The organism is Chryseobacterium sp. FR048, assembly GCF_056844665.1.
This window is the reverse complement of the sequence record NZ_JBXDSE010000014.1, coordinates 60,762-83,493: the sequence shown is the minus strand read 5'-3', so window position 1 is coordinate 83,493 and position 22,732 is coordinate 60,762. Positions and strand designations below refer to the sequence as shown.

At 38.5% G+C, this 22,732-nt stretch carries 22 protein-coding genes; 6 read left to right on the top strand and 16 right to left on the bottom strand.

Translation table 11 applies throughout. The features are described 5' to 3' along the window. Positions 1-22 precede the first annotated feature (22 nt). A complete protein-coding gene (locus tag AC106K_RS26705; protein WP_482448667.1) occupies positions 23-2,857 on the bottom strand; it encodes an alpha-amylase family glycosyl hydrolase in 2,835 nt (944 codons plus the stop codon). Positions 2,858-3,057: 200 nt separating this feature from the next. Beyond that, the gene (locus AC106K_RS26700) at positions 3,058-4,104 is read right to left on the bottom strand and encodes a T9SS type A sorting domain-containing protein (RefSeq protein WP_482448666.1); all 1,047 of its coding nucleotides are present in this window, start codon (positions 4,102-4,104) and stop codon (positions 3,058-3,060) included. Between the two features lie 152 nt (positions 4,105-4,256). On the opposite strand from AC106K_RS26700, the gene AC106K_RS26695 reads away from it, so the two are divergent. Beyond that, on the top strand, positions 4,257-5,126 hold the full coding sequence (locus AC106K_RS26695; RefSeq protein WP_482448665.1) for a helix-turn-helix transcriptional regulator: 870 nt from the start codon (positions 4,257-4,259) through the stop codon (positions 5,124-5,126). Between the two features lie 92 nt (positions 5,127-5,218). Here AC106K_RS26695 and AC106K_RS26690 read toward each other — a convergent pair whose 3' ends face one another. Continuing rightward, the gene (locus AC106K_RS26690) at positions 5,219-5,503 is read right to left on the bottom strand and encodes a hypothetical protein (protein ID WP_174715423.1); all 285 of its coding nucleotides are present in this window, start codon (positions 5,501-5,503) and stop codon (positions 5,219-5,221) included. Between the two features lie 93 nt (positions 5,504-5,596). Then, positions 5,597-7,204 carry a fumarate hydratase gene (locus AC106K_RS26685; protein WP_482448664.1) on the bottom strand — a complete coding sequence of 536 codons (1,608 nt, stop codon included), beginning with the start codon at positions 7,202-7,204 and terminating at the stop codon, positions 5,597-5,599. A 138-nt stretch (positions 7,205-7,342) separates the two neighbouring features. Between AC106K_RS26685 and fumC the strand changes: the two genes are divergently transcribed. Next, positions 7,343-8,737, top strand: a complete 1,395-nt coding sequence (gene fumC / locus AC106K_RS26680) for a class II fumarate hydratase (protein ID WP_482448663.1) — start codon at positions 7,343-7,345, stop codon at positions 8,735-8,737. Positions 8,738-8,825: 88 nt separating this feature from the next. Here the strand turns inward: fumC and AC106K_RS26675 are convergent, their stop codons facing one another. The 12 genes from AC106K_RS26675 to AC106K_RS26620 all read right to left on the bottom strand — a co-directional run bounded on the left by AC106K_RS26675 (position 8,826) and on the right by AC106K_RS26620 (position 20,169). After that, the gene (locus AC106K_RS26675) at positions 8,826-9,866 is read right to left on the bottom strand and encodes an outer membrane beta-barrel protein (RefSeq protein ID WP_482448662.1); all 1,041 of its coding nucleotides are present in this window, start codon (positions 9,864-9,866) and stop codon (positions 8,826-8,828) included. A 26-nt stretch (positions 9,867-9,892) separates the two neighbouring features. Then, the gene (locus AC106K_RS26670; protein ID WP_482448661.1) at positions 9,893-10,501 is read right to left on the bottom strand and encodes a hypothetical protein; all 609 of its coding nucleotides are present in this window, start codon (positions 10,499-10,501) and stop codon (positions 9,893-9,895) included. Next, complete coding sequence (locus AC106K_RS26665; RefSeq protein ID WP_482448660.1) at positions 10,488-11,048, bottom strand: RNA polymerase sigma factor; 561 nt, start codon at positions 11,046-11,048, stop codon at positions 10,488-10,490. Before AC106K_RS26665 ends, AC106K_RS26670 begins: the two co-directional genes overlap by 14 nt. Positions 11,049-11,185: 137 nt before the next feature. Further along, positions 11,186-11,905 carry an ABC transporter ATP-binding protein gene (locus tag AC106K_RS26660; protein WP_047097228.1) on the bottom strand — a complete coding sequence of 240 codons (720 nt, stop codon included), beginning with the start codon at positions 11,903-11,905 and terminating at the stop codon, positions 11,186-11,188. 3 nt (positions 11,906-11,908) lie between these two features. Next, positions 11,909-13,375 (bottom strand): DUF5687 family protein, encoded by a 1,467-nt coding sequence (locus AC106K_RS26655; protein ID WP_482448659.1) that lies wholly within the window; start codon positions 13,373-13,375, stop codon positions 11,909-11,911. A 150-nt stretch (positions 13,376-13,525) separates the two neighbouring features. Then, positions 13,526-15,175: a DNA repair protein RecN gene (locus tag AC106K_RS26650; protein WP_482448658.1), complete on the bottom strand. Its 1,650-nt coding sequence runs from the start codon at positions 15,173-15,175 to the stop codon at positions 13,526-13,528. Positions 15,176-15,433: 258 nt separating this feature from the next. Further along, a complete protein-coding gene (locus tag AC106K_RS26645; RefSeq protein ID WP_482448657.1) occupies positions 15,434-15,607 on the bottom strand; it encodes a hypothetical protein in 174 nt (57 codons plus the stop codon). Between the two features lie 111 nt (positions 15,608-15,718). Then, positions 15,719-16,624, bottom strand: a complete 906-nt coding sequence (porD, locus tag AC106K_RS26640) for a type IX secretion system protein PorD (RefSeq protein ID WP_047097231.1) — start codon at positions 16,622-16,624, stop codon at positions 15,719-15,721. Between the two features lie 122 nt (positions 16,625-16,746). Continuing rightward, the gene (gene coaBC / locus AC106K_RS26635) at positions 16,747-17,952 is read right to left on the bottom strand and encodes a bifunctional phosphopantothenoylcysteine decarboxylase/phosphopantothenate--cysteine ligase CoaBC (protein ID WP_482448656.1); all 1,206 of its coding nucleotides are present in this window, start codon (positions 17,950-17,952) and stop codon (positions 16,747-16,749) included. A gap of 122 nt (positions 17,953-18,074) precedes the next feature. Then, positions 18,075-18,398 carry a DNA-directed RNA polymerase subunit omega gene (locus tag AC106K_RS26630; RefSeq protein WP_027372958.1) on the bottom strand — a complete coding sequence of 108 codons (324 nt, stop codon included), beginning with the start codon at positions 18,396-18,398 and terminating at the stop codon, positions 18,075-18,077. 42 nt (positions 18,399-18,440) lie between these two features. Next, positions 18,441-19,436 carry an outer membrane protein assembly factor BamD gene (locus AC106K_RS26625; RefSeq protein WP_482448655.1) on the bottom strand — a complete coding sequence of 332 codons (996 nt, stop codon included), beginning with the start codon at positions 19,434-19,436 and terminating at the stop codon, positions 18,441-18,443. 103 nt (positions 19,437-19,539) lie between these two features. Further along, the gene (locus AC106K_RS26620; RefSeq protein WP_047097234.1) at positions 19,540-20,169 is read right to left on the bottom strand and encodes a TetR/AcrR family transcriptional regulator; all 630 of its coding nucleotides are present in this window, start codon (positions 20,167-20,169) and stop codon (positions 19,540-19,542) included. 96 nt (positions 20,170-20,265) lie between these two features. Here AC106K_RS26620 and AC106K_RS26615 point away from each other — a divergent pair, with 96 nt between their 5' ends. From AC106K_RS26615 to AC106K_RS26600, 4 genes are all read left to right on the top strand, one after another. Continuing rightward, complete coding sequence (locus AC106K_RS26615) at positions 20,266-20,889, top strand: TatD family hydrolase (protein ID WP_482448654.1); 624 nt, start codon at positions 20,266-20,268, stop codon at positions 20,887-20,889. Beyond that, the gene (locus AC106K_RS26610; protein ID WP_047097236.1) at positions 20,882-21,607 is read left to right on the top strand and encodes a tRNA threonylcarbamoyladenosine dehydratase; all 726 of its coding nucleotides are present in this window, start codon (positions 20,882-20,884) and stop codon (positions 21,605-21,607) included. Before AC106K_RS26615 ends, AC106K_RS26610 begins: the two co-directional genes overlap by 8 nt. Beyond that, entirely contained in the window at positions 21,607-21,978 is a 372-nt protein-coding gene (gene rnpA, locus AC106K_RS26605; RefSeq protein WP_482448653.1) for a ribonuclease P protein component, read from the top strand. Before AC106K_RS26610 ends, rnpA begins: the two co-directional genes overlap by 1 nt. 139 nt (positions 21,979-22,117) lie before the next feature. Next, on the top strand, positions 22,118-22,717 hold the full coding sequence (locus AC106K_RS26600; RefSeq protein WP_482448652.1) for a DUF4126 domain-containing protein: 600 nt from the start codon (positions 22,118-22,120) through the stop codon (positions 22,715-22,717). Positions 22,718-22,732 lie beyond the last annotated feature (15 nt).

Here is a 22,732-nt window from a genome sequence, read left to right as displayed (position 1 = left end):
TTTTTATGATTTAATGTTTAGTTTACTGAATGATCATCTTCTGTAAAGCAGTACCCGTGTCTGATTTCAGCTGAACAAGGTAAGTTCCTGCAGGATATTTTACATTCACTTCATAGGTTCCGCTTTCTTTATCCAGTTTGAAGGTATTCAGTTTTTTACCACTCATTTCAGAAATAATGATTTCCCCGTTTTTTGCTTTGCTAAAGATCAATTTTGCCTGACCATTCTTTACCGGATTATCTGCAATCTGAAGAGATAGTTTATTTGCCGCATTCACATCTGCTGTGGATAAAGATCCTGTATAATTTCCAAAGATTCTGAACTCTCCTGGCTGCAATGTAATCGGTACAGTTGTAGAAGTGATATTGGAAACGGTATCATCCATCAGATTCTGCCATTGTCCGGTATAAGGAAAATAGGGAACGACATTCTGTACTGAAGTGGAATAATTAGCCAGAACCACTACGTTTTTCATACCATTAAGCGTATTATCATAAACGTAAATTCTGGTAATCAGTCCATCCGGATCATTCGCCAGATTGTTCGACTCTATACTGTATGTTTTGGATTTAAAAACCTGATGGGTATTTCTGATATCGATGATCTTCGCCCAGGTATCATACACTGCTTTCCTGTTTATATCCGTATCATAGCCTAAGGTAAAAGCTATAGGTTTCTCATCTGTTCTGCATCCGCTGTTGATGGTTCCGTCTGCACATCTGTTAATACTGAATTCATAGCCCAGTTCTCCAAACTGCCAGATCATCTTCGGTCCTGGAATGGTAAAGAATGTGGCTCCGAAAGTTTTCATTCTTTCAAGGGCGGTATTCAGATTTTTTACATTGTAGCTTCCGTTGACTGCTCCATAGGCCAGATTTTTAAACATCAGTCTCTCTTCATCATGGCTTTCTCCATATCCCACGGCACGCATATCGGTAAAACCGTGAAGACTATGATTCATCCGGTCATAATTACTATTTTCCTTATAGCCCATCGTATTTTGATTATAAGGTTCTGTCTGTTTGTTCCAAAGCATTACTCCTTTTCCTTCTGCTACTCTGTAATTCGCCCATTGCTGCTCTTCAGCATCTGTGCCTAGATGTTCAAAAATCATATAAGAATTGGGATCAATGGACCATTGTCTGTCTGCATAATGTTTCATAATATCTACACGGTCCTGTTGATAAGCATTGGTACAGGTTTCATCGTTTTCGGAACAGCTTTGGGTAAATCCTTTGGTCAGATCCCAACGGAACCCATCGATACGGTATTCTGACAGCCATTGCTGAAGGCATCTTTCAACGTAATATTGCGTTGAAGAACTGGAATGGTTAAAATCATTGAACACATTATAGGAATGTTTCGGAACCTGGTTGAAGTAAGGGTTATCCGGAGCCACATCTCCATAGCCGTCACCATCCGGATCGATATTCCAAAGTCTTACTAAAGGGGACCGTCCTGTGGCATGGTTGAATGCTACATCAAGAATGACTGCAATTCCGTTCTGATGGCACAGATCTACAAATTCTTTAAATTTTTCAGGGGTTCCGTAGGCTTTATCCAATGCATAGTGGAAAGAGGTATTGTACCCCCAGGAAAGGTTTCCGTCAAATTCCATGATCGGAAGCAATTCGATAGCATTGATCTTTAAATTTTTAAGATAGGAGATCTTATTAATCAGAGACTGCCAGTTTTTCTCCTGTGTAAAATCTCTCAGTAATAATTCATAGACAATAAGGTCTTCTTTCGCCGGTCTCTGAAAGTTGGTCACCTGCCAGTTGTATGGAGTTTGTCCGGTTTTGAATGTTGAAACTTCAAAACCCTGCCCAGCAGGAAATGCCGGTAAATTCGGATAGGTAGAGGATGAAATCCATTGATCGTCATAGGAAGACAGGATTTGTGGAGAGTAAGGATCTGCAACTTTTCTTAAATCGTTTGTCCTGTATTGAAATGAATACAGCTGCTGTGGAGTCAACCCGGTTAGCTCGATCCAGTAAAGATCAGGATTGGTAGTATCTCTTTTCATCAGATAGGCATCATTTACCGCCCAGCCGTTGAAACTTCCGATTACATGTACAAAGTTTTTCCCGGGTGCATATAAGGCAAGGCCTGCTTTTGTCTGGTCTGTCGGATGATAGTTGATTCCTTGTCTGATCCAGCTTGGAACGGCTTCAGAAATGACATTCCTGGGAACCTGCAAAATGAATGAAGTACTTTTGGAGCTTGAGCCCTGAGTGGCAATCAACTCCATATTGGCATCCTGAGAAACTGTATAGTTATAGCTAAAAGCCTGTGAAGGAGTAGATATAGAGTTCACAACAATCCCATTGGCTTTCAACTGAAAGGTTGCATTTACGTTGGTAGAAGCGGTAATATTGATTGAATTTCCTGCCGGAACCGAAGTAAGACTATTCGCCAGAGGATGGGTTAAATTCAGGTTTAAAATCCCTACATTCACAAAAATATCCGGCATAGTCTGATGGCTTCCGGTTTTATCTTTTAATAAAAACCCGAACCGTCCGATTCCTGTTCTTCCGAAAAACGTAGTGGGCGTCAATGTCAGAGAATAGGTATCGGTTCCTGCATTATAGCTTAGCTTATTCTGGTCATTGGAGTTATTCCAGCTTCCGTTGGTAGGACAGTCCTGAGTATTCTGATAGTTGGTATCGAAAGACCACGACCAGATATAAATTGAATTATTGGATACGCCCCAGGCCGTTTCATCGATCTGATCTCCTGGTACCGTGAGCGTAATTGCATCGGTTTCATTAAAAGGAGAAGGGGTAATGGTATAATTAATCTGCCCAAAAGCCCCCATGGTAATGAGAAGAAAAACAACAAAATAAAACTTTTTCATATCTTTATTTTTATCGAATATAGTACTAATTTTCTTTTTTGACAGTCATTTTTACTCTCTCCTCAGCAAATCCTTCACTATTCATAAAAAAAGACCCATGAAAATTTCATGAGCCTTCCAATAAAAGTAATTGTAATGAACTATATTTTTTATATGAACGAAAATTTGGTCAATATATTGGTTGCTACCCTTAAAAAGGATCAGTCTTTTATAATCTTTTTAGAAATGGATTGTCCGTTTTTAAATGTTAACTCCAGCATGTATACTCCGGAAGGGAATCTGCTTATATCAACCCGGTTGTTCGAGAACTCAGTTTTCATCTTCTGACCTACCGCATTAAAGATATTCACCGCTTCTACATGAGCATCTGTTTTAATGGTAATAATATCTTTTACAGGGTTGGGATAAATGCCTATTGCCGGGCTGTTCAGTCTCACCTCAGCAGTTCCTAATGATGCTGCGGGTTTGATACATCTTACCGAAGCTCCCTGTCCTCTCGGTGCTCCTGCAGAAGCATTTGCAACTGTTGCTCCCACATACAGATATTTACCTCCAATACCTGTAGGATCTGAACTCCAGTAATATCCTCTTTTTCCAACAAAGGTAAAATCACCGTCTAAATTGCTTCGGTAACCTGCTGCCGGAAGTTTTAAATTACTTGCATGCGCTTTCCCCGGGCTCGTAATATTTTCAGTACTGGTAATTGTTTTCCATTCCGGTTGGGAGGGCATTTTCCAATCCGCTCCTATTGCTTTGCAGGGATCTATCCCTACTGCGTCCGTAACTTCTGTTACATTTTTTCCGGCCCAGGTATCCGACAGTGCATTTGTATCCCACCATCCGGACGAACCTATGATAAATGAATGTATTCCTGCCAGTCCATCAGGATTGTTCACTTGTGGAACGGATGCCAGAGGAGAGTTTTTGAGCTGATGACCGTCATCCCATCTTCCCCATTGGAAAAAATCTCCATAAGAATTTTCATCATCCATCCCGGTCGCCACCTGTGAGCTTCCTAGGTTCTGCTGAAGCCATATATTTCCATCTTTTGCTCTTACGGTAGCATACGTTACCTGCTGTCCCTGATATACAAATCTGACACAGCCGGTATCACCTACGTTACTTCCCGGATCGCTACAGTTTTGCGGAAGACCCGTCCCCTGGGCCTGCAAAGGAACTCCCGTCATAAGTGTGAGCAATATTCCAGCACTTAGATTTCGAATGGTAAGAGATAAATTTTCAATCATATCGATATTATTTTTATTTATTCTAAATTTAATTTAATTTTGCGCAAAAGTACCGTACATAATTAATCCCGGGTTATCATTTCCCAACTTTTAGTTATCCTGTTTCAAGAAAGAGGCTTGGAATGGGGGATGGTCTGTTAAAAATATGTTGTATGAGGAAGCAACCGAACAGAAGGATGGTTTTCAGTGCTGAAGAAATTGAAATTGTGCAGGATAATTCTGAAAATGAAGCCATTTCAGGGACTTATATTTCTGAAAATACAGCCAGCTTTCATCTCCTTTTTTTATTAAGTTCTGATATTTACCTGGAAGCTATTGACTCCCACCCTAAATTTCTATTCGGGAAAAACCAGTATATTCTGTACTATTCTCCGGAGAAAAAAGGGTCAGAACTATGGACAGAAGGCAGAGATCCTCTCAGATATTTACACATTCAACTCAGCTATCGTTATATTTCACAACTTCTCAGCCCTGAATCGAATCAGGAAAATGAAGAAATCATGAAGAATATGATGAATAATCACTTTGTATTTCTCCACAAGGAAACTCCTCCGGATATGACGGTTGAAATGCATATGATTCTTAATGAGATCGTAAAGTCTACCAAAAAAGGAATTCTTCAGAAATTATTTATAGAAGCTAAGATCAGCAAGCTTCTCATTCTTATTCTTGAGCAGTTCAATGAAAAAGACACTCTGGAATCTATTCCCAAAACGCCTGAAATGATCCGAAAGTTCATCGATGAAAATTACCACAGGAATATAAAGGCCGAAGAGATCGGAAAGCTTATCGGGATGAATGAAAATACGATAAGAAAGGAATTCAAGGCTCAATATCATACTACTATAGCCCATTATATTGCTGAACTCCGGATGCTGAAAGCTAAAAAACTGATCGCTGATAAGGAAATCATGATCAAGGAGATCGCCATTGAGTGCGGATATGAGTACCTCCAGAATTTCACAAGGGCTTTTAAAAAGAGATTCGGAATTTCTCCCGAGCATCTCCGGAACAATAAATAGAAAAACCGCCTAATTGCTTAAGCGGTTTATATATGTTGTTTTGCTTTGATATTACTTTTTCAGAATTCAGGTGAAAAAGCAATGACAATCAATTAATGATGATGTCCGTGATCGTGAATGAAAGGTCCGTTCCCTTTAGGCTGGCTGTAGATTGTTTCTACACCTTCCTGCTCAGTAATAAGCTTTCTTCTGATATCTTCTGGGTCGAAAGGTTTTACTTTTCCGAAATACTCTTTCAAACCTTCAGTTAGCCACATTGGGATTACTAATCCGAAGAACATGAAAATACACCAGAACCCTACTAAGAACATAGTAATGAAGAATACAGTCCATAGGAACTGGTAGAACGGCCAAAATGCTGATAATATCGTTATCATTCTCTTAAAGATTTTAGGCAAAAATAGAACTTTTTTCTTTTTTACACAAAAGATCAGCGTTCTATTTTTTTATTTATTTTGATTTTAAACTAATTAATGAGCAAGGTTTGCAAAGAAATCGTTCCCTTTATCATCGGTAATGATGAATGCCGGGAAGTCTTTTACTTCGATTTTTCTTACTGCTTCCATCCCCAGTTCCGGGAAGTCTACAACGTCTACAGAAACGATATTGTCTTTGGCAAGAATCGCTGCAGGTCCTCCGATAGATCCCAGATAGAAACCTCCGTATTTGTTGCAGGCATCGGTAACATCTTTACTTCTGTTTCCTTTTGCCAACATGATCATACTTCCGCCGTGGCTCTGGAATTCGTCAACATAGACATCCATTCTTCCAGCCGTAGTAGGTCCGAAACTTCCTGAAGCCATTCCTTCCGGAGTTTTTGCCGGTCCGGCATAATAGATCGGGTGATTTTTGAAATATTCCGGCATTGGTTTTCCGCTGTCGATGATCTCTTTGATCTTAGCGTGAGCAATATCTCTTGCTACGATCAATGTTCCGTTCAGTTTTAATCTTGTTTTGATCGGATATTTTGAAAGCTCAGCCAGAATTTCAGGCATTGGCTTATTCAGATTGATTTCAACGGCTTCTTCCAGGTGTGGTGGTGTATCTGGTAAGAATCTTTTCGGGTCCTGTTCCAATTGCTCAAGGAAGATCCCGTCTTTTGTAATTTTTCCTTTGATATTTCTGTCTGCAGAACAGGAAACTCCCATTCCTACCGGGCAAGAAGCAGCATGTCTTGGAAGTCTGATCACTCTTACATCGTGAGTAAGGTATTTCCCTCCAAACTGTGCTCCGATCGCACTTTCCTGGCAGATTTTCTGAACTTTAGCTTCCCACTCAAGGTCTCTGAATGCCTGACCGCCTTCGTTTCCTTCTGTAGGAAGGTTGTCATAGTATTTTGCCGAAGCTTTCTTTACTGCTGCAAGGTTAGCTTCTGCAGAAGTTCCTCCGATTACCAAAGCCAAGTGGTATGGCGGGCAAGCTGCTGTTCCAAGATCTGAGATCTTTTCTTTGATAAATTCTTCAAGAGATTTTTCGTTCAGTAAAGATTTCGTCTTTTGGTATAAGAATGTTTTGTTTGCGGAACCTCCTCCTTTTGTCAGGAACAGGAATTCATAATAATCTCCTTTTTTAGCATAAATATCAATCTGTGCCGGAAGGTTTGATCCTGAATTCTTCTCATCAAACATCGTTAAAGGAACGACCTGAGAATATCTTAAGTTTCTTTTTTGGTAAGTATTGTAGATTCCTTTGCTCAGGTATTCCCCATCATCTACTCCTGTGTATACATTTTCTCCTTTTTTACCCATTACGATTGCCGTACCTGTATCCTGACATGAAGGAAGAGCTCCCTCAGCGGCAACAGCAGCGTTCTGTAAAAGGTTATAGGCAACGAATCTGTCATTATCCGTAGCTTCCGGATCATCAATGATTCTTTTAAGGCTCTCCAAATGAGAAGAACGTAACATGAATGAAACGTCTGCCATAGCTTCCTCAGCCAATAATTCCAATCCTTTCGGGTCAACAGTCAAAATTTCTCTGTCCCCAAGTTTTTCAACCTTTACATAATCTGATGTAAGCTTTTTGTACACCGTATCATCTTTCTGAATTGGATACGGATCCTGATATCTAAATTCCATTCAATTTTTTGTTTGTACAAAAATACGGCTTCCTTTAAAAAAATATGAGTAAAATCAGTCATTTCCATTGATATTTATAATGATTATAAATTGTGAAATTCTTCGGTTATCAGTAACTTTATAAAAATTTCAATCACAATGAATTACAGAATAGAAAAAGACACCATGGGAGAAGTGCAGGTCCCTGCAGACAAGCTTTGGGGTGCACAGACGGAACGTTCAAGAAACAATTTCAAAATCGGACCGGAAGGTTCCATGCCTCATGAAATCATTGAAGCTTTTGCCTACCTGAAAAAGGCAGCTGCGTATGCCAATGCAGATCTGGGAGTACTTCCGGCGGAAAAAAGAGATATGATTGCCAGGGTTTGTGAAGAGATTCTGGAAGGAAAACTGAACGATCAGTTCCCGCTGGTCATCTGGCAAACAGGATCCGGTACTCAATCCAATATGAATGTCAATGAAGTAATTTCAAACAAAGCTCATGTAAACAACGGGGGAACTTTAGGGGAGAAATCAGAGATTCACCCGAATGACGATGTCAACAAATCTCAGTCATCCAACGATACCTACCCTACCGCCATGCATATTGCCGCTTATAAAAAGGTAGTGGAAGTGACCATTCCTGCGGTTGAAAAATTAAAGAATACGCTGGCCGGGAAGTCTCAGGCCTTTAAAGATGTGGTAAAAATCGGGAGAACCCACCTTATGGACGCTACTCCCCTTACACTGGGACAGGAATTTTCAGGATATGTAGCCCAGCTGGAATTTGGATTAAGAGCTTTAAAAAATACCTTACCTCATCTTTCCGAACTTGCTTTGGGAGGAACAGCTGTAGGAACCGGACTGAATACGCCCAACGGCTATGATGTAAAGGTTGCCGAATATATTGCTAAGTTTACCAATCATCCTTTCATTACAGCCGAAAATAAATTTGAAGCTCTGGCCGCTCATGATGCCATTGTAGAAAGCCACGGTGCTCTGAAGCAGCTTGCGGTTTCTTTATATAAAATTGCTCAGGATGTAAGGTTGCTTGCATCCGGACCAAGATCAGGAATCGGAGAGATTCATATTCCTGAGAATGAACCGGGATCATCTATTATGCCAGGGAAAGTAAACCCTACACAAAATGAGGCAATGACAATGGTTTGTGCACAGGTTCTTGGAAATGATACCACCATTTCTTTTGCGGGAACTCAGGGAAATTACGAACTGAATGTCTTTAAACCGGTAATGGCTTATAATTTCTTACAGTCTGCCCAACTGATCGCTGATGCCTGCATATCGTTCAATGATCACTGTGCCGTAGGTATTGAGCCTAATCATGAAAGAATTAAAGAGCTTGTAGATAAGTCTTTAATGCTTGTAACGGCTTTAAATACTCATATCGGATATGAAAATGCCGCTAAAATTGCCAAAACAGCTCATAAAAACGGAACAACTTTAAAAGAAGAAGCCATCAATCTTGGTCTTGTTACCGCTGAACAGTTTGATGAATGGGTGAAACCTGAAGATATGGTAGGAAGCCTGAAATAAAAACACCTGATTGTCTTCACAGACTTTACATAAAACTCCGGAGAAATACTTCCCCGGAGTTTTCTATGAATGTTAATATGAATGTCAATTATTCTAATCCAATCGCAATCCCGAATATCAGGGCTTTATCATTTTTAAATGCACTGTCTTTAAAGAAGTTGCTGAAATCTTTCTTTACAAATACACTTATACTGTTGTAAGAAACCGTCAGCTGAGCTCCATAGATATAAGGATTCACCTGATAATTTTCTCTGTTTCTAAGCTCTCCGTCGCTGCCGTCAATAATATTGTTGGTAGACATTCTTGCTCCACCGTATACATTGGCTCCTATTTTGAATCCATTGTAAAATCTTCTGTACTGAACATCCATCCCTGCATTTCTAAGCTTAGAAAAATTGTACTGTACGCCTAAAGGAACGACAATATAACCTGTTCTCAGTTTACTTTTATTGAGTTCTCCACCTGCCTTTTCCAGGTAAACTTCATTGTTGGCATTCTTTGTAAAGAACATATTATTATCCAAGCGAACGGTTCTCCATGAGAAACCCAAACCGGAAGTGATTGCCCATGGGCTGGTTCTGCTAAGCTGATAATTCAGTTTCAGTCCGAATTCAAGATTATTGGAATAGCCGATATTTTTATCCAGCGCATTATCTGAAAGATCATTCGTAAGGGTCATGATCCCATAAGAGAAGTATCCTGTAATGCTGCGGGTAGGGCGAAACTTTTTCAGCAGCTTTTCTTTCAATTCTTCTTTGGAGGCAGCATCGGTATTGAGAAGCGAATATCTTACCTGTTTTTGAATAACTCCATCCAGATCAAATCCTAATTCTTCAATTCTTTTATCGATCTTCTCTGAGTAACGGTCAGCAATCTGAGCTTTTTGTTTATCGAAATCCCCTTTTTCCAGGTTCTTGGTCTGAAGCGCCAGCAGCTCAGTCTCCATCAGTTTCTTTTCTTCCTGAATGATCGCGTTGATCTGTGTGGCATATTCTTCTATTTTATCTTTTACAATAGGGCTTACTTCTGTATCTTTTTTAGACGCCAGATTGATGTTCAGTCCCTTCTGTCCGTAAAATGAAGACGAAAAAAGACACACCAATCCCATCATGACAAATTTCTTGATCATCGTATTAATTTTTAAGGTTTAATGAATTATTTTCTATTGAGTTCTATGGTAGCCACATTGCTTCCATCTTTTGTTTTTTCAATCACATCTTTATGTTCTACAGAGAACAGTAATGTAGAGGGATCTACATATTTTTTCTTTTTCACCGGAATTTTTGAGGAATCTACTTTTGCGATGATTTTCGGATCCGAGATCTGAATAAGTTCCGCTTTTTTGTTAGAAACCGTTTCTTTCAGTATCAGTTTCTTTTCATCTACTGCCAATGGGGAAAGTTCATCACCTTTATGCTGAGCAGTAATTTTCTTCTCATTCTTTTTTTCTTTATCCTGAGCTGCTAAGGGAATATTTTGTTGTTCCGGGGCTACTCTATTCTGGTCATCATTTGAGGGCACAGCCTCTTTTACGATCTGCGGTTGATTTTCTGAAGGCTTCTGAAGAAAAAACAGAACGGTACCCAAACTCACTGTCAGAACCAGGCATGCAGCGATCAAAAACCAGTTTATTTTTGATTTGGGCTGGCTATTCATTGCATTCTGAAACTCAATTTCAGTCCACAGATCACGGGATGGGGTAACTTCTCTCTCTCTGATCTGTTTTTTTATCTGGAATTCGAGATGATCTTTAGACTTGTTCATTTTTCACTTTTTTTTGTTGTTGAAAGTAAATCTTTCTTAGTTTTTCTTTTGCTCTGAACAATTGTGTTTTGCTCACTGCAATAGAGATCTGTAAGGTATCAGCAATTTCCTGATGGGAATATTCTTCCAGAACATAGAGGTTGAAAACCATCCTGTACGCATCCGGAAGCTGATCCAAAAGTTCCTGCGCATTAAAATCAAAATCAATGTCCGGTTCATGAAAATCCTCCTGAAAAGATTGGTTGATCTCATCCAGATAGAAAACCGTTTTATGGCTTTTGATAAAATTCAGGCATTCGTTGACGACGATTCGTCTTGCCCAGCTCTCCAGATTCGATTCTCCCCTGAAGCTTTCTATATGCTTAAAGATTTTACAGAATGCTTTAATGAGGCAGTCTTCTGCCTGATACAAATCGCTGACATAGCTTTTGCTTACACTCAGAAATTTTTTCACATTCTGCTCATAGAAAAGCTTCTGTGCTGCCGGATCCTGTTTCTTCAGGCGGCTAAGCAAATCTTCTTTTTTATTTCCGAACAAAAGTTTCATTCTAATGCTGTTTCTATCTTAAAGACAATGAAAACTGAGAAAGGTTACACAAAAAAAAATATTTTTTATTCTTAAGTCTGTTGATTCATCAAAAAAGGCAGAAAAACATAGCTTTTCTACCCTTAATATTTTCTGATCTATCCGATGTCGGAAACTGAAACCTGATCTGCAAAATACTGCTCCAGATCTTTCAGAGTTTCCGGATTGGTCCGAATATCTTTTACCAGCTGTCCTTTGTTTACGACTACAATCCTGTTACAAACCTCGGTGGTATGTGACAGATCGTGGCTGGATATAAGAAAGGTTACCCCGTCCTGTTTAGACAGCTCTCTGATCAGGTTTTTAAGTTTGATCTGTGTGGATGGATCAAGATTGGCAAAAGGTTCATCCAGAATGATGATTTCCGGATTTCCGATGATTGCTCCTACGATACCCACTTTTTTCTGGTTACCCTTTGAAAGGTCACGGATATATTTTCCGGACTTAAGGATCTCTCCGTTGAAAAAATCATGAAAAGGTTTTATAAATTCATCTACAGAAGCCTTATTCTGCCCTCGCAGTTCACCGATGAAATAAAAATACTCTTCGGGTGTCAGGTAACCGATAAGAAAGGTATCATCTACAAAAGCTGAAACTTTATTCTTCCAGGCTTCAGACTCGCTGACTTTGATACCGTCAATACTTACAAAACCGGTCGTTGCCTGAATCAGATCCAGCATCAGACTGAAAAGGGTGGTTTTCCCGGCTCCGTTATTGCCTACAAGGCCAAATGTTTCACCATTAGGAATTTCAAGGTGTTCAATATTCAGAACTGTAGCAGTTCCGTATGTTTTGGATAGATTATTTATACTGATCATGACTTATTCTTTATTTTTAAAAGCATCCAATGTGCTGTATTTTTCTTTTTTATAATGTTTTACGATAATATCGAAGATTTTCTCTCTCAATATAAACCCTATAAATCCTATAATGGCAATACTTACCACAGCGGTAGTAATTCCGAAGAAATGTTTTGCTAAGGCAAAAACTGCCATAGGAAGTAACATTTTGGGAATCAGCAGAAACATTGCAACCATATTGAAGCTTCCTTTCTGCCCAAGTCTTTTTTCTCTTGAATTAAGATCGATCTGGGTTTTATTGAAGGCTCCCGACCATAATGTAAATTGGGAATTCACTCCAATATTATAAAGTCCTGCAGCCAAAAATGTGACATACAGTTCCCAGCCAAAGTAAGCATAAAACAAAGCGATGATCATCGATGCCCCCGTCACAATATTCATCAGCCACCATTTGGCTTTCAGATATTCTTTGTAAGGGACGTTCAGGGTCATCATCAAAGGAAAGTATGAACTGTCGAATGCAGGTACCCGCTGTCCAAAAAGGAATTGGAAGCCCCCTGTAACAAAAAGCCCCATAGCCATTATTATCGCAGGTGTTTTATAGAGCGGAGAGGTAAACATCAGCAATCCGTAAAAAAGAAACATAAAGCTACCCAACAGGATGTTTTTGGTTACCTTATTCCGTCTCAGCATTTTAATATCATTATTGATAAATGTTCCGATGGCTCCGTACTTATTTAGGAAAGCGATATTTTCAGTTTTTCCAACAGTTTTTTTGACTTCAAGTCCTTGGTCAAGATAAAACTCCTGTCGCAGGTATCTGAAGCATAGTGCCCATAATCCTGCAAATAAAGCAACCGGGATCAGTGCAAAGTAAGGTTTCTCATAAAGACTGAAAAAAGCGGATTCGAAATACGAAAGCACCGGTATAATATTGTAATACCCTAAAGCTCCCACACCCCCAAAGCATATCCCTACGATAATCGCTAAAGTTTCTTTACCATTAAAGAAAATATTGATAAAATTATTCAGATACAGTAATGAAATGATGCCAACCAGCCAAGCCAATACCCCGGAAACACTATACCCATTAAACAGGGCTATCATGGAAAAAGTGATAATGAAAAGTGAGCTCAGCCAACTGAATGCCGAAAGAAAAGTTTTAACCAGCATATAATTGACCAGCGTATTCTTTCTGATATTCATCGTGAGAAACGGCTTGATATTTTGGGTAGGAATATCCTGCCAAAGGTATTTTAGGGCAAGATCAACAATCCAAACTACGATCATAAATTTGGAGATCATCTTTAAAGGATTTTTATGCAGCTCTTCCTGTAAATAGAAAAAGGCAATAAAAGCACCACCCACAAGGCATCCTATCAAATAGAAAATTCCTATGAAGCGGAAAATTTTCATGACAAGATTGATCCCTACAGAACTGCCCCGGAAAAAGCTTTTGATTTCAAGCCGAAGGAACTTCAGAAACATATTTTAGTTTTTCTTACATTAGTAAGTAAAACAGTAAAAATGTTACGATATTCTATGTAAAATATTTTATCGAATACTAAACAGCTAACGAAGAAAGATTTTTATCTATTTTTCATAAATAAGTTCTCCATTTTTTCAGGAATACTTTTATCAACCTATCAATTCTTTAGCCTGTGCTAAAGCTGCCTCTGTAATTTTGCTTCCGGAAAGGAGCTGTGCTATTTCATTCAGTTTTTCTGAATCGCTCAGAGGAATGATCGTAGACTGGGTTCTTCCTGAAATATCCTGCTTGACTACTTTGTAATTGTCATTTCCTTTAGCGGCAACCTGTGCCAGATGAGAAATCACGATCAACTGCATATCTTGGGACATTTCACGCATCAGGTTTCCAATTTCTTCAGCGACTTTACCGGAAACTCCGGTATCAATTTCGTCTAAAATCAGGGTTGGAAGTTCATCACTTTCTGCAATAATCTTCTTTACAGCAAGCATTACTCTTGATCTTTCTCCCCCGGAAATAGCTGTCTGGATTGGTTTCAAAGGAAAGCCGGAATTGGCCTGGAATAGTAACTGAATATTTTCTTTTCCAAACAGGTTAAACTCAGGTGCATCCTGCAACTCTATGTCTACTTTTGCTTTTTCAAGTCCAAGTTTTTTAAGAAGTCCTTCTGCTTTCTTTACAAAAACAGGAACATTCTTTTTTCGGTTCTTTGACAGTTTCTCTGCAAGAATATGAAGCGTCTTTTCTTTTGAAGCGATATTTTCTTCTGTTTCCGTGATCTGAGCTTCCAGTTCAGAGGCTCCTCTCTGGTCTCCCGCCAATTGGTTTCTGATCTCAATCAGCTCATCAAGGTCTGATACATTATGCTTAAGGAATAGAGCATTGATTTTATTATTAAGCTCTGTAAGGTAGATCAGGTTTTCCGGATTGATTTCTACTCTCTCCGCTTCATGCTCCAGCTCAGAGATAATATCTTTTAATTCTACGAAAGAGGTTTCCAGTCTTCCGTCAAGCTCTGCAAAACTGGAAGAAACGCCGGAAATTTTCGAAAGTTTAGCCTTTGCCTCATTAAAGAATGACAAAATACCTATTTCCTCCTGATGAAAGCGGGATAAGATCTGTCCTACATTTTCTGAGATCATCCCTGCATTTTCCTGAATGGAAAGCTGATTCTGAATATCCTCATAATCTACATCATCCAGTTTCAGCTCTTCCAGCTCATTGAGTAAAAACTCTTTGTAGTCACTTTCTTTATTGGCTTCTGAAAGTTGGGTTTTCAATTTTTTCAATAGCATTTTCAGGCTCTGAAAGTCTGAAAATTCCTGCTGGTATTCTTCAATGATTTTCTTATTCTCAGAAAGGCCGTCTATAATTTTAAACTGGTATTCTGACGTAAAAAGATTTGAAGTTTCAAACTGGGAATGAATGTCGATCAGCTGAGAAGAGAGTTCTCTGAGAACATCCAATGTCACCGGAACATCATTGATAAATGCTCTGGATTTTCCTGAAGGAAGGATTTCCCGTCTGATAATGGTCTGAAGTTCGTAATCCAGATCATTTTCAATGAAAAATTTCTTAAACTGGTTGTTAAGTTCAAACTCAGTTTCCACCACACTTTTGTCTTCCGCTTTGGCAATGGATTTCACATCTGCTCTTTCGCCCAGAATAAGACGAAGCGCTCCTAAAATGATTGATTTTCCTGCTCCTGTTTCACCGGTAATGACCTGCAAACCATTCTTCAATGATACTTCAAGGGTATCAATCAAGGCAAAATTTTTAATGTAAATTCTCGAAAGCATTGATAAATGACGGGTTACTTTTAATGCAAATATAGAACTTTAGATGTGAGTATTCAATAGCTAAGATATGGCAATCTCATGAAATTTTTGTAACGCTAATAAATAGGCAAAAAAATAACCCTTACAGCTTTTTGAGGACTTTGAGGGTTACTTTTAAAATTTATTGCCGCGTTTGCAAGCAATTTCTTTTTTTGTGCGGGCTTTATCTTATATCGGATTGAGATCAAGTTTATAGGGTTATATCTCAATACAAAATTCTTATACCATACAACGGCAATCTCTGTTAGGAGGATAATATCCCATGCATGTCTTTACGCCATCCTGGGTTCCCCACAAGCAGCAGCCACTGCATCCATAAGAGATAGGGCCACTTCCTAAAATATTTTTCTGCTGGTCTCTGGTAAGCTTTTGTGCTTTGATCTTTGATTTCATATTATTTAATATTTGGTGATAATTTATAAATACTACAATAACAAATGTAGAAAATAATATCAAATTTATATAAAAAAGCCAAAAAACATCTACCCCAAGGAATTACTCACCTTAAACCTTCCATTTATTCCATTTATTATCAATATTTTTCGGAGAAAGGAGAATCATGGTCTGTTTCAAATCATTGAGCATAAGCCCCCCGTTATTTCCGGAATTGAAGATATTGAAGATCTCATCACTTTTGGTATCCATGAAAAGGTTGAAGAAATATGCTTGCTGGAACGTATTCTCATACATTTTCAGCTGCATCAGGGCATCAAAAATCACTTTTTTCCCGGCAGTCTGGTCCTGATTAAAAAGATTATCTAATCCGGCCCTGTGATAGGTATAAATTGTGGAACGCAGCTGGCTCCAGTTCGGGTTGATAATTTCATTGATCAGGATCGTACGGCTTCTTGGTTCATTGATGGTATTCCAGCCTTCATAGTTTCTGTTCTGAGAGTTCTGAGCAATTTGCTGTGCTTTTGAGAACCATTGGGTTCCGCCCATAGACTGGAAACTGTCTGCATCATATCCCAAAATAAGATAAATATAGAAGCTGATCACATCTGTAAGGTTCTTGCCAGAAAATTGTCTTTCATTGAAAATAAGGTTTTCATTCTCAATATATTCAAAAGCAAATCTCTGATCCTGAAGGTTCAGCAAAGGCGTTTCGTATGTTGTATTGTAAACAGGGCGTACCGCCTGTACAACAATTGACCCTTTGAATTTATTAACATCTCTTTCTGAAATCACAATTGCAAATCCGCATTTGATTTTTTCAAAGTTCTGAAGTTTCTTCCCCGTCCAGCTTGTATTATTGATAAAATCCCGAAGACTCTTCTCCAATGATTTAAAAGCCTGCTGGTTACTTCCTCCTATCTGTTGGGAATTGACCTGAACCGTCGCCAGTAATTCCTGGGAAAAACCTTGAGTATATAATAATAACAGAAAAAATAAACTGATAATTTTTTTCATATGGAGATACTTATTGCTTTTTAACTGTCATATGTAATCGTATCGTCTTCATGGTTATCTATCTTTCTAAGTTCTGACGATTGCATTGTCTATAAAAAATTGAGAACGGAAATTTATTAAAATTATTTTAAAAGTTGAGCCTCAACAAAATTGAGAATATCTCTTGCGACCTCTCCTTTTGATTTGAGATCAAATTCTTTCTTTTCCGTTTTGGTAAATATTTTGATCTTGTTGGTATCATTTTTAAAGCCGGCTCCTTCATCACGCAAAGAATTCAGGACAATCATATCCAGATTTTTCTTCTCCAGTTTTCCTTTGGCATTTTCTTCTTCGTTCTGGGTTTCCAGAGCGAATCCTACCAGAAACTGGTGGGTTTTCTTCTCGCCCATCGTTTTGAGAATATCCGGGTTTTTTACCAGTTCAATGGTAAGGTTTTCGTCATTCTTCTTGATCTTTTCTTTGGCTACTTCTTTCGGAGCGTAATCTGCCACTGCAGCACTTGCAATTCCTATATCGATTCTGTCATAAAATTCGAAAACTTTCGACAGCATTTCTTTGGCAGAGGTTACTTTATGCAGTTCCACATTCGGATCACTGATCGTCTGAACGCTTGGCCCGGAAATAAGAATAACTCTCGCCCCTCTTCTGGAAGCTTCCTCAGCAAGGGAGAACCCCATTTTTCCTGAAGAATGATTTCCAATGAACCTTACAGGATCAATGGCTTCATAGGTAGGTCCTGCGGTAATCAGAACGGTTTTGCCTTCAAGGCTTTTTGTATGATTATTTTCTGTAAAAAACTGTTCAACGGCGCTCAAAATAGTGGCCGGTTCTGCCATTCTTCCCTGGCCGATCAGTCCGCTTGCCAATTCTCCGTTTTCAGCAGGGATAATGATATGCCCGAAGCTTTCTGCAAGTTTCAGATTGTTCTTTGTGGAAGGGTGCACATACATATCCAAATCCATAGCCGGCGCAATGAATACGGGGCATTTGGCAGACATATAAGTGGCAATCAAAAGATTATCACATCCTCCGTGAACCATTTTAGAAAATGTATTGGCAGTGCAAGGAGCCACAATCATCACATCAGCCCATAAAGCCAGTTCCACATGGCTGTTCCAGCTTCCGTTATCACCATAAAAGTCTGAGTAGACCGGTTTTTTAGATAATGTGGACAAACTCAGTTTCGTTACAAAATGTTCTGAATCGGGCGTCATAATCACTTGTACTTCAGCTCCTTTTTTCACAAAATCTCTGATGAGAAAATGGATTTTATAAGCTGCAATTCCCCCAGAAACGGCAATCAGTATTTTTTTACCGGAAACACTCATTTAGTTTTAATTTTTTGAAACACTAAAATACTTATTTTTTACCACAATCAGGCTTTAAAACAGCAAAGGTCATAAAAGAACTCACTTCCTTTATGACCTTTGATTATAAAAAACACAGATGATTATTTTCTGTCTTCTGTTTTTCTGAAATAGATATCTTCGTTTAACCACTCTTCAATAGCAATTGAAGTTGGCTTTGGAAGCTTTTCGTAATGTTTAGAGATCTCAATTTGCTCTCTATTTTCGAAAACCTCTTCTAATGTAGAATTGTGAACCGCAAATTCATCCAATTTGTTGTGAAGTTCCGTACGGATCTCCGCATTGATCTGCTCTGCTCTCTTTCCCATGATAACAATAGCTTCATAGATTGAACCTACTTTATCTTCAATCTTATCTTTATCGTAAGTAATAGTATTTACTTCTGCTTTTGTATCTTTTACACTCATTTTGAGAAAATTATTTTTATTTTAAGATGGCAAATTTACGAATTATCTTTTAATTTTGAAAGTCGCAGCCGGAGGAGGGGTATTAAGTGCCGCACTGTCCCTCTGCATCTGCTTTGCCTGCTTTTCGTTACTGATCTGATCTTTGATTTGCTGTTCTGTTTTATTCTGACTAGCCAGCTTTTCCGCTTCTTTTTTCTGTTTTGCATTCAGAGCAGCAAGTTTGGCTTCTGTTTCTTTTTTCACTACAGCAAAGTTTTGTTTTTCTTTCTCCAGTTTTCCTCTAAGTTCAACTGCTGTTTTTGAATATTCTGTGTTCGGAAGCTCTTTTTCTACGACTCTTGTATAAGTAAGGGCACTTTCGATACGCTCTTCTTTAAGGGTATAAATGGATTTCAATGCCAATTCATAACGGGCCTTCATGATGTAATCATAAATTTTCGGACGAAGTTTTGTACTTGGAAAATCTTCCAATACATTCTCCAAAGCAACACTTGCTGCCTTATATTCCCCCATATTAAAGTACTGGCGCCCGTTTTCATACGCTTTAAACTCCAGTTTATAAGCCAGCTCGTCAATAAGCTGGGTAATATTCTTAGATCTTTCAGAATTCGGGTAATTGGTCAGGAATTCCTGAAGCTCATTGATCGCCAATTCTGTACTGGACTGATCCAGGTTGTAATCCATAGATCCTTCATAATAGCAAAGTGCCGACATATACGCTGCTTCTTCTGCTCTCGGATCTTTTGGGAAACTAACTGCAAAATTTTTAAACTGATGACCTGCCAGTTTATAACTTTTGTCATAATAGTTGGCATAGGCAGTATTGAAGCCCACGTTCGGGAAATCATCTGTTCCTGCTACAAGGTTAGCAAGTCTGTCGTAAAGAGCTAATGCATTTTTCCACTTTTTCTTAGCAAAGTTTTCATTAGCTACTTTTAAGATAAATTCTTTGTCTGCACTTCTCATTGCTCTTTCCTGCTGGCTTACACAAGATGAAATCACCGCTACAGCGAAAAGACCTAAAATATATTTTTTCATATAAAAAATTCAACAGTTTTCGGATTATACAGCCGATTTACTAATTTGCAAAAATATAACTTTTTTGTCAATAGATTTTTTTTTATGAATATTTAACGTAATTTTAGTCTGCAGCGTATCCCAAAATCGCAAAAACACTTAATAAAAGATTCATTCTCACCTTTTTCTCAGCTTCTTTGGTATAGGTTTCCTCATTTTTACTCGGAACATACAGCTCGTAGAAATTTTTATTTCTGATCACAAATAAGGTGGAACCTATGATCATGGTAAGAATATCCTCAGGTTTGGGTGTAAATGTGAAAACCCCTGAAGCTACGCCTTTTTTGATCACTTCATCAAGCTTTTTGACAAACAGCTGGTAGAAATCAAGTAACTCGTCTTTCAGATTTTCTGTGTGGCGGAGTTCCTGGGTTACAAACCCATGAAAATAATTGTATTTGAAGAGTTGAGAAACGATGTATTTGATCATTTCACGCATCTGCATTTCAGGCTTTCCTTCTTTGATGGTATCTGCAAATTCCGAAAAATTCTCCCTTGTCTTCAGTACTCTGTACTGATAGAGATAAGACATCATTTTCTCTTTAGAACCGAAGTAATAAGAGATCATGGCAACATTAATATTTGCCTTGGAACATATATCCCTTACAGAAGTTCCTTCATATCCTTTTTTTGCGATCAGTTCTTCCGCAATATCCAATATGTGAATCTGTTTTTCTGTAAATTTTTTTTTCATGAAGTGTACTTTGAGTAAAGTTAAGAAATTTTTAACACATTTATAAACGATCGTTTAATAATTTTAAATTAATTCTGGAAAATAGTATTTTTGAACATGGATTTTTTTGATTTTCACCACCATAAAAAATACATCAGAAACGGAATTTATAACTTGGCGAAAGGAATTCCGCCTGACTTTCCGTATTCTATCGGAATTCATCCTAACGATATTGATGTGAACAATATAGAGCAACAGTTTTCATGGATGAGAAGTATGATGTTTAAAAGCTGTTTTGCTATTGGCGAATGCGGACTGGATTCTATCGTTCCTATTGATCAGAAAATTCAGGAGGAAGTATTTTTAAAACAGATCCATATTGCCAATGAGGTGAAAAAACCCATTATCGTTCATTGCGTAAGAAAATTTTATGAGGTGATTTCTTTTAAAAAGAAAGCCGAACAGCCCATGATTATTCATGGTTTTAATAAGAAGCAGCAAATTGCAGCGGATCTTCTTGCCAATAATTTTTATCTGAGTTTTGGAAAAGCTGTTTTGTATAATCTATCTTTGCAGGATGTTGTAAAAAATACGCCATTAGATAAAATCTTTTTAGAAACGGACAATGAAGACTTTAAGATCGAAGATTTGTACCTCAAAGTTTCGGAAATAAAAGAAATTTCTTTGGAACGACTCAATGAACACATTTTAGAAAATTTACACACGATAAAAAATGGATAAATACTGGCTGGAGAGAACGGAACTTTTGATCAAAGAAGATGGATTGGAAAAGCTGATCAAAGCGAATGTGCTGGTTGTAGGCTTAGGCGGAGTAGGTTCTTTTGCTGCGGAATTCCTTGCCAGAGCCGGAGTAGGAAATATGACGATTGTGGATGGTGACACGGTAGATATTACCAACATCAACAGACAGCTTCCCGCTTTGCATTCTACTGTGGGAAAACATAAGGTAGAAGTAGTAGCAGAAAGACTTCTGGACATTAACCCACAGCTTAATCTGATCAAAATCAATGAATTCCTGAATCCGGAAAGAATGGATGAAGTGCTTGATTCCGGAAAGTTCGATTATGTACTGGATTGTATCGACAGTGTAACTCCAAAGATCTGCCTGATCAAAGCAGCCAGAAGGAGAAAAATTAAAATCGTAAGCTCAATGGGTGCCGGAGGAAAAGCCGACCCGAGCATGGTGATGGTAAGAGATATAAGCAAAACCCACAATTGCTTCCTTGCCAAACAAGTGAGAAAAAGATTAAAAAAGGAAAAAATCAACAAGGGCATCCGTTGTGTATTCTCTAATGAGATTCAGAAGGAAGAGAGTCTTAAAATGACTGACGGAAGCAACTTCAAGAAATCATTCTACGGCACGATCAGCTTTATTCCGGCTATTTTCGGATTGTATGCTGCTGCTGAAGTGATCAATTATTTAGTGAAAAAAGATTAATGCAGAATTCCCAATATCCCAGAGCGGAAAAGCTCAAAAAAAATACAGAGATCAGTTTACTTTTTGATAAGGGTAAATGGAGAACTTCTGGAAATCTGCGGATCATCATCCTGAAGGACAAGCCTAATATTCCAATAGAAGCCGGCAGATTCGGGGTTTCTGTTTCTAAAAGGTATTTCAAGAAAGCGGTACACAGAAACCGTATAAAAAGACTTTTGAGAGAGTGTTACCGTTTGAATAAAGCTTTGTTTAAGGAGGCTTTTGGAGAGAAGACAATAGCTATGCTGTTTTGGGTTTCTTCTGAAATGCCGCCAAAGTATCAGGATGTGGAAGCACAGTTTAAAAAGCTTTGTGAAGCGCAAAAGAAATAAGGTTATTCTTTGTCTTCCGCTCACCTCAGATCATCTGCTGAGGCTCATTCATGCAGGATTTTCTTGCGGATTGAAGTTTCTATTCAGTTTTCGGATAGTTTTTGTAATTTTAATGAAAACAATAAATCTGAAAATTAACATGTTAGATCATATTCCCTATTTTTCTTATATACTCAGTGCATTTATCGGCATTGGATTAGCCGCGGCCACAGGTTTCCGGGTCTTTCTCCCAATGTTTATCGTAAGCCTGGCTTCTTATTTTCACTGGATTCCTATGAATGAAAGTTTTGAATGGCTTTCGGGATTACCTACGCTGATTACAACAGGAATAGCAACGGTAGCGGAGATTCTTGCCTATTATATTCCGTTTATAGATCATTTGCTGGATACGGCATCTATTCCTTTGGCTACTGTAGCAGGTTCCATATTATTTGCCAGCCAGTTTGCCGAGTTGGGAACTTTCCCTCAGTGGGCACTGGCATTAATTGCAGGTGGAGGAACGGCAGCAACGATCAGCTCAGGTTTTGCGGGCATCCGGGCAGCTTCTACCGCAACAACGGGAGGACTGGGAAATTCCGTTGTAGGAACTACCGAAACAGCTGGTGCAGGGATCATGTCTGTTCTTGCCATGGCAGCCCCTGTTATTGCTGCAATAGCCGCGATTATTTTAATGATTCTTATCGTTGTCTATGGACGGAAAGCATGGAAAAAATTACGGAGGAATAAAAGTTCCTCTTAAAGGTAAATAAAAAAA

What these genes read in the sequence shown, in the direction of transcription:
- AC106K_RS26705 (WP_482448667.1), bottom strand. Translation starts at nt 2,857, where the DNA reads ATGAAAAAGTTTTATTTTGTTGTTTTTCTTCTCATTACCATGGGGGCT.
- AC106K_RS26700 (WP_482448666.1), bottom strand. Translation starts at nt 4,104, where the DNA reads ATGATTGAAAATTTATCTCTTACCATTCGAAATCTAAGTGCTGGAATA.
- AC106K_RS26695 (WP_482448665.1), top strand. Translation starts at nt 4,257, where the DNA reads ATGAGGAAGCAACCGAACAGAAGGATGGTTTTCAGTGCTGAAGAAATT.
- AC106K_RS26690 (WP_174715423.1), bottom strand. Translation starts at nt 5,503, where the DNA reads ATGATAACGATATTATCAGCATTTTGGCCGTTCTACCAGTTCCTATGG.
- AC106K_RS26685 (WP_482448664.1), bottom strand. Translation starts at nt 7,204, where the DNA reads ATGGAATTTAGATATCAGGATCCGTATCCAATTCAGAAAGATGATACG.
- fumC (WP_482448663.1), top strand. Translation starts at nt 7,343, where the DNA reads ATGAATTACAGAATAGAAAAAGACACCATGGGAGAAGTGCAGGTCCCT.
- AC106K_RS26675 (WP_482448662.1), bottom strand. Translation starts at nt 9,866, where the DNA reads ATGATCAAGAAATTTGTCATGATGGGATTGGTGTGTCTTTTTTCGTCT.
- AC106K_RS26670 (WP_482448661.1), bottom strand. Translation starts at nt 10,501, where the DNA reads ATGAACAAGTCTAAAGATCATCTCGAATTCCAGATAAAAAAACAGATC.
- AC106K_RS26665 (WP_482448660.1), bottom strand. Translation starts at nt 11,048, where the DNA reads ATGAAACTTTTGTTCGGAAATAAAAAAGAAGATTTGCTTAGCCGCCTG.
- AC106K_RS26660 (WP_047097228.1), bottom strand. Translation starts at nt 11,905, where the DNA reads ATGATCAGTATAAATAATCTATCCAAAACATACGGAACTGCTACAGTT.
- AC106K_RS26655 (WP_482448659.1), bottom strand. Translation starts at nt 13,375, where the DNA reads ATGTTTCTGAAGTTCCTTCGGCTTGAAATCAAAAGCTTTTTCCGGGGC.
- AC106K_RS26650 (WP_482448658.1), bottom strand. Translation starts at nt 15,175, where the DNA reads ATGCTTTCGAGAATTTACATTAAAAATTTTGCCTTGATTGATACCCTT.
- AC106K_RS26645 (WP_482448657.1), bottom strand. Translation starts at nt 15,607, where the DNA reads ATGAAATCAAAGATCAAAGCACAAAAGCTTACCAGAGACCAGCAGAAA.
- porD (WP_047097231.1), bottom strand. Translation starts at nt 16,624, where the DNA reads ATGAAAAAAATTATCAGTTTATTTTTTCTGTTATTATTATATACTCAA.
- coaBC (WP_482448656.1), bottom strand. Translation starts at nt 17,952, where the DNA reads ATGAGTGTTTCCGGTAAAAAAATACTGATTGCCGTTTCTGGGGGAATT.
- AC106K_RS26630 (WP_027372958.1), bottom strand. Translation starts at nt 18,398, where the DNA reads ATGAGTGTAAAAGATACAAAAGCAGAAGTAAATACTATTACTTACGAT.
- AC106K_RS26625 (WP_482448655.1), bottom strand. Translation starts at nt 19,436, where the DNA reads ATGAAAAAATATATTTTAGGTCTTTTCGCTGTAGCGGTGATTTCATCT.
- AC106K_RS26620 (WP_047097234.1), bottom strand. Translation starts at nt 20,169, where the DNA reads ATGAAAAAAAAATTTACAGAAAAACAGATTCACATATTGGATATTGCG.
- AC106K_RS26615 (WP_482448654.1), top strand. Translation starts at nt 20,266, where the DNA reads ATGGATTTTTTTGATTTTCACCACCATAAAAAATACATCAGAAACGGA.
- AC106K_RS26610 (WP_047097236.1), top strand. Translation starts at nt 20,882, where the DNA reads ATGGATAAATACTGGCTGGAGAGAACGGAACTTTTGATCAAAGAAGAT.
- rnpA (WP_482448653.1), top strand. Translation starts at nt 21,607, where the DNA reads ATGCAGAATTCCCAATATCCCAGAGCGGAAAAGCTCAAAAAAAATACA.
- AC106K_RS26600 (WP_482448652.1), top strand. Translation starts at nt 22,118, where the DNA reads ATGTTAGATCATATTCCCTATTTTTCTTATATACTCAGTGCATTTATC.